The organism is Dietzia sp. IBK-p2-16D (assembly GCF_057773085.1).
The window spans coordinates 932,982-942,033 of record NZ_JBYMTL010000001.1; the positions used below are offsets into that span (position 1 = coordinate 932,982).

Annotated in this window: 8 protein-coding genes; 4 read left to right on the top strand and 4 right to left on the bottom strand. The window is 69.2% G+C overall.

The features are described from left to right. Nucleotides 1-149 precede the first annotated feature (149 nt). Nucleotides 150-1,004, top strand: a complete 855-nt coding sequence (locus AC3DE3_RS04325) for a M23 family metallopeptidase (protein WP_260488381.1) — start codon at nucleotides 150-152, stop codon at nucleotides 1,002-1,004. 5 nt (nucleotides 1,005-1,009) lie between these two features. Here AC3DE3_RS04325 and AC3DE3_RS04330 read toward each other — a convergent pair whose 3' ends face one another. The 3 genes from AC3DE3_RS04330 to AC3DE3_RS04340 are packed head-to-tail and all read right to left on the bottom strand — an operon-like array spanning nucleotide 1,010 to nucleotide 5,306. Then, on the bottom strand, nucleotides 1,010-1,318 hold the full coding sequence (locus AC3DE3_RS04330; RefSeq protein WP_260488382.1) for a hypothetical protein: 309 nt from the start codon (nucleotides 1,316-1,318) through the stop codon (nucleotides 1,010-1,012). A gap of 13 nt (nucleotides 1,319-1,331) precedes the next feature. Then, nucleotides 1,332-3,842, bottom strand: a complete 2,511-nt coding sequence (locus AC3DE3_RS04335; RefSeq protein WP_488369077.1) for a UvrD-helicase domain-containing protein — start codon at nucleotides 3,840-3,842, stop codon at nucleotides 1,332-1,334. Between the two features lie 39 nt (nucleotides 3,843-3,881). Continuing rightward, complete coding sequence (locus AC3DE3_RS04340) at nucleotides 3,882-5,306, bottom strand: alanine/glycine:cation symporter family protein (RefSeq protein WP_488369078.1); 1,425 nt, start codon at nucleotides 5,304-5,306, stop codon at nucleotides 3,882-3,884. A 58-nt stretch (nucleotides 5,307-5,364) separates the two neighbouring features. Here AC3DE3_RS04340 and AC3DE3_RS04345 point away from each other — a divergent pair, with 58 nt between their 5' ends. Continuing rightward, a complete protein-coding gene (locus AC3DE3_RS04345; protein WP_488369079.1) occupies nucleotides 5,365-5,661 on the top strand; it encodes a chorismate mutase in 297 nt (98 codons plus the stop codon). Nucleotides 5,662-5,685: 24 nt separating this feature from the next. Here AC3DE3_RS04345 and AC3DE3_RS04350 read toward each other — a convergent pair whose 3' ends face one another. Beyond that, nucleotides 5,686-6,357, bottom strand: a complete 672-nt coding sequence (locus AC3DE3_RS04350; RefSeq protein WP_488369080.1) for a DUF5701 family protein — start codon at nucleotides 6,355-6,357, stop codon at nucleotides 5,686-5,688. 51 nt (nucleotides 6,358-6,408) lie between these two features. Here AC3DE3_RS04350 and pgi point away from each other — a divergent pair, with 51 nt between their 5' ends. Both pgi and AC3DE3_RS04360 read left to right on the top strand, forming a co-directional pair. Then, nucleotides 6,409-8,067 (top strand): glucose-6-phosphate isomerase, encoded by a 1,659-nt coding sequence (gene pgi / locus AC3DE3_RS04355; protein WP_488369081.1) that lies wholly within the window; start codon nucleotides 6,409-6,411, stop codon nucleotides 8,065-8,067. Nucleotides 8,068-8,138: 71 nt separating this feature from the next. Continuing rightward, entirely contained in the window at nucleotides 8,139-8,744 is a 606-nt protein-coding gene (locus AC3DE3_RS04360; protein WP_260488387.1) for a dihydrofolate reductase family protein, read from the top strand. Nucleotides 8,745-9,052: the final 308 nt, after the last annotated feature.

Sequence of the window (9,052 nt, forward strand, 5' to 3'; positions counted from 1 at the left end):
AGACCCCTCGGCCCCACGGGTCACACCGGTGTGATGCACCCCTCCCCCACGCGCCGACCACAACCTTGCGGGGTTGTTGCCGATCCGTTACCTTGGACGACGTTCATCACGAAAAGATCACGGCGCGACCGCAGAGGGGAAACGACACGGTGCAGAAGTCGCAATTCGAGGTAGCCGCGACTCCCGTCGTCATCCCCCCGGCCGGTGCACACCGCGTCGGCCGCCACCGGATGCCCGCGCCCCCGCACGCTCTCCGCGGTCGGGCCGCCGTCCTGGCCGTCGCCGCCGGCGCCGCGGTGACCGCCGCGTCGGCAGGGTCCGCCCTGAGTGACACGGGCACCCACTCGGCCGAGGCCGGGGACATCGCCCTGCTCGCCAACGGCGAGCCCGCCCCCGCCACCTCCGCGCCCGGCGCACCGGCGACCTCGGCTCCGGCGACGCCCTCGGCTCCCGCGCCGGTCGTCGTGCCGGCCGCTGCCGACGGTTCGTCCACCGACGAGATCAGCTCCACGATGCTGTATGCGGGCACCGAGATCAATGCTCAGCGCGAGATCGCCGAGGAGCAGGCACGACGGCCGAAGGTCGTCATCCCCGCGATCGGTGCGTTCACCTCCCCCTATGCGATGCGGTGGGGCGTGATGCACTCCGGCATCGACATCGCCAACGTCAACGGCACGCCCATCCTGGCGGCCACGGACGGCGTAGTGGTCGATGCGGGCCCCGCGCAGGGCTACGGCAACTGGGTGCGGATCATGTCCGACGACGGCACCATGACGGTCTACGGCCACATGGAGACCGTCGACGTCCAGAAGGGCCAGCGCGTCTACGCCGGCCAGAAGATCGCAGGCATGGGCAACCTCGGTTTCTCGACCGGCACCCACCTGCACTTCGAGGTGCTCGTCAACAACGGCCAGCAGCACGTCGATCCCGTGATCTGGCTCCTCGAGCACGGTCTCGACATCATGGCCGGCAGTGTCGAGGGCTCCAGCTCCTTCGGCAGCTGACCCGCTCAGCCCGTCACGGCTCTGACCCGCTCCTCGAGCGTCGCGTGTGGCCACCCCTTTGAAACGCACCCCGAGCCGCGTGATCGCCGCACGGTGGCGCTCGTTGCGGAGATCCGCCTGAAGCCTGACCCGGCCGAAACCCGGGTGCCCCAGAACTTCCGACCGTAGAACGTCCAGCCCGGGTGGGCGGCGCCGAATGCGCAGGTCTGGGCCGGGTCGGTGTGGGCGGTCTCGAACGGATTGCCCGTCGCGAGCGCATCCAGCCGGACCAGCCGACCGACGAGCGGGTCCCGGCCGGGCATCCGCGCGGTCACGACGGCACCCGGCCTAGAGCTTCTGCATGGGGACGCCCCCGATGAGCATGAGCCGGACCTTGCCCGAGGCGCCGAAATCGATGGTCGCCGTGGCCCGCGGCCCGCTGCCATCGCAGGACAGCACCTTGCCGAGTCCGTACTTGTCGTGCGTGACCCGGTCCCCCGGCGCCAGCTCGAGTGCGGGAGCGGACGCCTTCGCACGGGGGATTCCGGACGGCCGTCCACCGGAGGACCCGGCCCCGCTCGAGCTGTACCCACCCGAGCTGTACCCGCCGGAACCGTAGCCCCCGCCCGATCCGCCTCCGAAGCGCCGGCGCGGCGCGTACGAGTCGTCGTCGCCGAAGCCCGCCCCTCCCGCCGGCTCCTCGCGCTGCCACTCGATCGCCTCGGTGGGGATCTCCTCGAGGAACCGGGAGCCCGGATTGGTCATGGGCTGTCCCCACGACGACCGCATCATCGCGCGGGTCAGGTAGAGGCGCTTGCGGGCGCGGGTGATCCCCACATAGGCCAGTCTGCGTTCCTCGGACAGCTCCGCCGGGTCGCCCAGCGCCCGCATGTGCGGGAAGAGCCCGTCCTCCATGCCGATGAGGAACACCACCGGGAACTCCAGCCCCTTGGCGGTGTGCAGGGTCATGAGAGTGACCTGCCCCTGGTCCTCGTCCGGGATCTGGTCCGCGTCGGCCACCAGGGAGACCCGTTCGAGGAACGCCGCCAGCGACCCGGGCTCGGCGAGACCCTCGTCCAGGTCGGCGTCCGACTGGTCGGCCACGGCTCCGGCGGCATCCCCGGCGTCGTCCTCCCCGAACCCCTGCTCCCGAGCGGAACGCTGCAACGCGGCCTCCGAGGAGAACTCGCGCCCGACGCCCACGAGCTCGTTGAGGTTGTCCAACCGGGCGGCGTCCTGCGGGTCGTTGGACGCCTCCAGCTCCGCCCGGTAGCCGGTGCTCTCGAGGACGGCCTCGACCAACGCCCCGACGTCGGGCGTCGAGTCCTCCCCGGCCGCGTGACCATTGCCGTCCAGACGCCCTCGCAGGTCGTCGAGCAGCGTCACGAACCCGGCTATCGCCTTGACCGACCGCGTCGGCAGGAGCGCGACCTTCCCCTCGGCCGCGTCCCGTAATGCCTGTCCGAACCCGATGCCCCGCTGCTCGGCGTGGACGACCACACACGCCTCGGCACGGTCCCCGATCCCACGACGGGGGGTGTTGAGGATGCGGCGCAGCGCCACGGTGTCGTCCGGGTTGCCCAGCACCTTGAGGTAGGCGACGATGTCGCGCACCTCCTTGCGCTCGTAGAACCGCGTGCCGCCCACGACCTTGTACGGCAAGCCCAGGCGCACGAACACGTCCTCGACGACCCGGGAGGAGTTGTTGGTCCGGTAGAACACCGCGACGTCGGAGTAGGACGCCTCACCGGAGTCCACCAGCCGGTCGATCTCCCCGGCGATGAACCTCGCCTCGTCGTGCTCGTTGTCCGCCACGTAACCCACCAGCAGCTCGCCCGCGCCCTCGGAGGTCCACAGGTTCTTCTCCCGGCGACCCGGGTTACGCGAGATCACCGCGTTGGCGGCCGTGAGGATGGTCTGCGTGGAGCGGTAGTTCTGCTCCAACAGGATGGAACGGGCGTCCGGGTAGTCGTGCTCGAAGTCCTCGATGTTCCGGATCGTGGCCCCGCGGAAGGCGTAGATCGACTGATCGGCGTCACCGACCACACAGAGTTCCGCCGGGGGGACGCCCACCTCGTCGTCGTCGTCATTCCCGGCCGCCCCGCCGACGAGGGTGCGGACCAGCACGTACTGGGCGTGGTTGGTGTCCTGGTACTCGTCCACCATGACGTGACGGAACCGGCGCCGGTAGTACGCCGAGACCTCGGGGTGCGCCCGCAACAGGGCGACGGTCTCCCCGATGAGGTCGTCGAAGTCGAACGCGTTGGCCGACTGCAGCCGCGCCTGGTACTCCGTGTACACGGCCGCGATGGTCTGGCCGGTGCGGTCGGAGTCCTCGAGCGCCCGGTCCATCGCCTCGGACGGGTCTCGCAGTTCGTTCTTGTGGTTGGAGATGGCCGTGGCCAGCATCCGGGGGGTGAACTTCTTGACCTCGAGCTGCTGCTCCTTGGCGATCATCCCCAACAGCCGCCGGGAATCGTCCGAGTCGTAGATCGTGAAGTTCGAGTTCCGCGTCCCGAGCAGGGCCGACTGGGCGCGCAGGATCCGGACGCAGATCGAGTGGAACGTGGCCACCCACATCCGCTCGGCGTGCGGGCCGACCAGCATCGCGACCCGCTCCCGCATCTCGGCGGCGGCCTTGTTGGTGAAGGTGATCGCGAGAATCTGACCCGGATGCGCTCCGCCCTCCGCCAGCAGGTACGCGATCCGCCGGGTGAGCACGCTGGTCTTACCCGAGCCCGCGCCGGCCACGATCAACAGCGGGCCGCCGCGGTGCGTGACCGCGGCGGCCTGCTGTGGGTTGAGCCCGTCCAAGAGGGGCGAGGTGGGGCGGGCGGGAGCGTGTGCGGTGTCGGTCATCGTGGGTCCAATCTACCCACTCCGTCCGACACCCCGGTCTCAGCGCCGGACGGCCCCCGTGAACTCCTTCACCTGGGACGCGGTGGCGGTCAGGCCCGGATCGTTGTCCAGGTAGTGGCGCGTCTCCCGGACGATGAGGCCGGAGAGGACCAGGAGGCCGATGAGGTTGGGGATGGCCATGAGGCCGTTCATGACGTCGGCGAAGTTCCACACCACCTCGAGCTCGGTGATCGCCCCCACGAACACCACGCAGGTGAACACCATGCGGTACGGGATGACGCCACGCGCGCCCACGAGCCGCTCCATACAGCGCTCGCCGTAGTACGACCAGCCGAGGATGGTGGAGAAGGCGAAGAACGCGATGGAGACCGCGACGAGCTTGTCTCCTTCCGGCATGGCGGCGGCGAAGGCGTCGGCCGTCATCGTCCCGGCGCTGTCGCTGCCCTCCTGCCACACGCCGGAGGTGACCAGGACGAGTCCGGTGAAGGTGACGACGATGATGGTGTCGATGAACGTCTGGGTCATGGACACCAGGCCCTGACGGGTGGGGTGGGTGGTCTTGGCGGCCGCAGCCGCGATCGCCGCGGATCCCATACCGGACTCGTTGGAGAAGATGCCGCGTGCGACACCCATCTGGATGGCGTACAGGATCGCCGAGCCGGCGAAGCCACCGACCGCCGACGTCCCGGTGAAGGCGTCCGAGAAGACCTGGCCGAAGGCCGACGGGATCTGGTCGGCGTTGACGACGAGCACGACGAACCCGCCGACGATGTACAGCACGATCATCAGGGGGACGAACCCGGCGGTGACCCTGCCGATGGCCTTGATGCCGCCGAGCAGCACGGCCCCGGTGAGGACGAACAGCACGATGCCGGTGGCGGCGTGCGAGACGCCGAACGAGTTCTCGAGCTGGGTCGCGACCGCGTTGGCCTGGGTCATGTTGCCGATGCCGAAGCTCGCCAACACGGCGAACACCGCGAACACGATCGACAGGACCAGACCGATTCTGCCGCCGGTGCGGCCGAAGATCTCCGCGAAGCCGCGGTGCAGGTAGTACTGCGGACCACCGGACTGCTCGCCCCGGGCATCGGTGACGCGGTAGCGCACGCCGAGGAAGGCCTCGGAGTACTTGGACGCCATGCCGACGAGCGCGGTGATCCACATCCAGAAGAGCGCACCCGGGCCACCCAACGCGATGGCCGTGGCGACGCCGACGATGTTGCCCACGCCGACGGTGGCGGCCAGGGCGGTGGTGAGCGCCTGGTACTGCGAGATGTCACCCTCGCCGCCGTCGTCCTTCCGCTTGAGCAGCCCCAGCCGCAGGGCGGGGACCAGCTTGCGGAATTGCAGCATCCGTAGCCGGATCGTCAGGAACAGGCCCGTGCCCAGCAGCAGCGGGATGAGGACGAACGGTCCCCAGATCACCGATCCGATGTCGGCGAGAAACGTGTTGAATTCTTCCACGGGCGGAAACACTAGACGGTCATTAGTCGCTGTCGGGGCGCAGTGGGATAATTCGGTCATGAGCATCGATCCCGCCGGCACCGACCCGGCCGGCACAGACGATCCGCTGTCCGAGTCCGAGATCCAGGAACTGCGACTGGAGATCGACCGCCTGGACGCCGAGATCCTCGACGCGATCGTCCGGCGTAGCGAGATCTCCAAGCGCATCGGCCGCACGCGGATGAAGTCGGGCGGTACGAAGCTAGTCCACACCCGGGAACTCAAGGTCTACGAGCGGTTCTCCTCCCTCGGCGAGGAGGGGCAGACCCTCGCCGGCATGCTCCTACGTCTCGGCCGGGGCCGACTGGGGCACTAGGTGTACTGACAACCAGGGCCGCGGCTACTCCCCCGGCCCGACCCTGCCCGCCGTGGACGCGAAACCCAGCCAGGTGTGGTGGTTGTTCGCCCAGCACCAGCCCACCTTGGGCGCGCCCTTGTTCGCCTTGCCATCGCGTCCCGTCCCGCCACTGATCCACAGCGCGGGCGTCCGCGAATCCAGCCCGCCGCCCCGCTTGGGCTTGCGCGAGCCGATGCACATGAAGCACTTCCCCGGCTCCAGCACCTCGGGCTGCTGCAGCAGCCAGCTGATCCCCTCGGCGACGGTGAGCGGGGTACGACCCCGGGCGGCCAACTCGGTGTGGGCATCGGCGGGCGTCCAGTCCAGCATGTCGTCGTCGCGACTCACGTCCCCCACCAGGTACAACGGCGCGTCAGGGACGCTGATGTCGTCGGTGGGCACGAACTCGGCCAGGTCGGTCATGTCGACGACGACGAAGCCCGCCTTACCGTCGCGGCGCATGAGGGTGGCCAGTCGCTCGGTGGGCACCAGGGACGGGTGGACGGCCAGCACGGTCCCGCCGGCGCCCTCACCGTCGCCGGGTCCGGCGGAGAGTGCGCGGGCGTGGGCCCGCAGTTGCTCGGCGGCGATTCCGGCGAGCTCGGGCACGCCCAGCTCGACGAGTCGCTCGACCTGGCGGGCGATGGGGGCTTCGGGATGAACTCTGGGGGTCACGTGTCTGGAACGGGCGGCGGAGCACGGTTATTCCCGACTAGCCTCGGGACCATGACCGACATCAGCGCGACGCAGCAGTGGGCAGCGGTGGAGAACCTGGTCCCCTCGATCGGCGAGGTCTCCCTGAGGGAGTTGTTCGACGCCGACCCGGAGCGCGGCCACCGGATGTCGGTCACCGCGGGCGATCTGCACGTGGACCTGTCCAAACACCTGGTCACCGACGAGATCCTCACCGCACTCACAGAGCTCGCCCACGCCGCCCAGGTGCCCGCGCGGCGGGCCGCCATGTTCCGGGGCGACCGGATCAACACCACCGAGGACCGCGCGGTTCTCCACACGGCGCTCCGTCTCCCGCCCGATGCCGAACTCGTCGTCGACGGCCGGGACGTGGTGGCCGACGTCCAGGCCGTACTGGGGCGCATGGCCGACTTCTCCGACCGCGTCCGCTCCGGCGGGTGGGCGGGACACACGGGCCAGCGGATCGACACGGTGGTCAACATCGGGATCGGCGGCTCCGACCTGGGTCCGGTGATGGTCGACAGCGCCCTGCGACAGTTCCGGACGGCCGGCATCAGCGCCAGGTACGTCTCCAACGTCGACCCCGCCGACCTCTCGGCCACCCTCGCGGAGATCAACCCGGCAACGACCCTGGTGGTGGTGGCGTCCAAGACGTTCACCACCCAGGAGACCATGGCCAACGCGCACGCCGCTCGTCGGCACTTCGTCGAGGCCCTGGGCTCCGACGACGCGATCGCCTCGCACTTCGTCGCCGTGTCCACCGCCGCCGAGAAGGTCGCCGACTTCGGGATCTCCGCGGACAACATGTTCGAGTTCTGGGACTGGGTCGGCGGGCGATACTCCGTGTCCTCCGCCATCGGGCTGTCGGTGATGATCACCGTGGGGCCGTCGGCGTTCATCGAACTGCTCGAGGGCTTCCACACGATGGATGAGCACTTCGCCACCGAGGCACCCGAACACAATGCGGCGGTCCTCATGGCGCTGCTCGGGATCTGGTACACCTGCTTCCTCGGCTCGCAGTCCAAGGCCGTGATCCCCTACGCCCAGGACCTCCGGCGATTCCCCGCCTACCTGCAGCAGCTGACCATGGAATCGCTCGGCAAGTCGGTCCGTCTCGACGGTTCCGACGTCAGCTACCCGACCGGCGAGATCTACTGGGGCGAGCCCGGCACCAACGGCCAGCACGCGTTCTTCCAGCTGCTCCACCAGGGCACGCAACTCGTGCCCGTCGACTTCATCGGCATCGCCCGTCCGGGTGCGGACCTCGACGCCTACGCGTCCGAGAGGACCGAGGCGGTGTCCATGCACGACCTGCTCATGGCCAACCTCTTCGCGCAGTCGCGGGTCCTGGCCTTCGGCAAGACCGAGGAGGAGGTCCTCGCCGATGGCGTCGACCCCGCCCTCGCCCCGCACAAGGTGATGCCCGGCAACCGACCCTCCACCACGATCCTCGCCCCGTCCCTCTCCCCGGGCGTCCTCGGCCAGCTGATCGCGCTGTACGAGCACATCGTGTTCACCCAGGCCGCGATCCTGGGCATCAACGCGTTCGACCAGTGGGGCGTCGAGCTCGGCAAGGCGCAGGCGGGCGAGCTGCTCGGCGCGCTCACCGCCGACTCCCACCCCGAACCGGCCTTCGACTCCTCCACGGACTCCCTCGTCGAGATCTACCGCGAGGCCCGCGGACGGCGCTGACGACCGCGCCGGCGCGTGCGCTCGGACTTCTCGAAAGGGTGCGCCGTCCCCCTCGCGCGACGCTGGCCACCGTGCGATCGTTGAGCATGGCCACGATCTACTGCACCGCCACCAGTCTCGACGGGTTCATCGCCGACGACGAGGAGAGCCTGTCCTGGTTGTTCGCCACACCCGGGAACGCCGAACCAGGTTCGACCGCCGGCTCCGACGACGCGGCGGTCTCTGAGCTCCACTTCGACCGCTTCTTCGCCGGCGTCGGCGCGATCGTCTGTGGAGTGAACACCTTCGAGTGGGTCCGCCGCGATCTGACCAAGGACGGTCAACCGTTCGTCTGGCCGTACTCCCAGCCCACCTGGGTGGTCACCCACCGGGACCTCGACCCCGTCGACGGCGTGGAGTTCTTCTCCGGTGATGTCGCCGACCTGCATCCCCGCCTCGTCGAGGCCGCGGCGGGAAGGGACGTCTGGGTGGTCGGCGGCGGCGACCTGGCCGGCCAGTTCGCCGATCTCGGGCTGCTCGATCGTCTGTGGATCCATCAGTGCGCGGTCGTCCTCGGTTCCGGGCGACCCCTGCTCCCCCGCAGGCTCCGTCTCCACCGACGTCAGCTCGACACCGACGGGCAGTTCACCGCCATGCTCTTCGACGTCGTCGGCCCGGAACCACGCGTCTCTTCCTGATTCTCTGCTGCCGGGGCTTCACCTCAGATCACATCAGTCAGTTGAGGACTGCCGACTCACGGAACACCCTTGCCACTTCGAAAGTGTGTACGTATAGCAGAACACAGGTTCGATACCGGGCTGGCCGCGACGAAGGGGGTGGGTGGATGCACGAGGACGCGGATCGCGCGGCCGCTGGACTCGCCTCGCCCGCCTCGTCTGGTTCCTCGAGTTCGTTGTCGGGTCTGCGGGCGGCGGCGCGTGCGGGCTGGATGGGCGAGAATCGTGCAGCGGCACGCCGGTTCGTGGCGTGTTACGAGTTGTTCCTC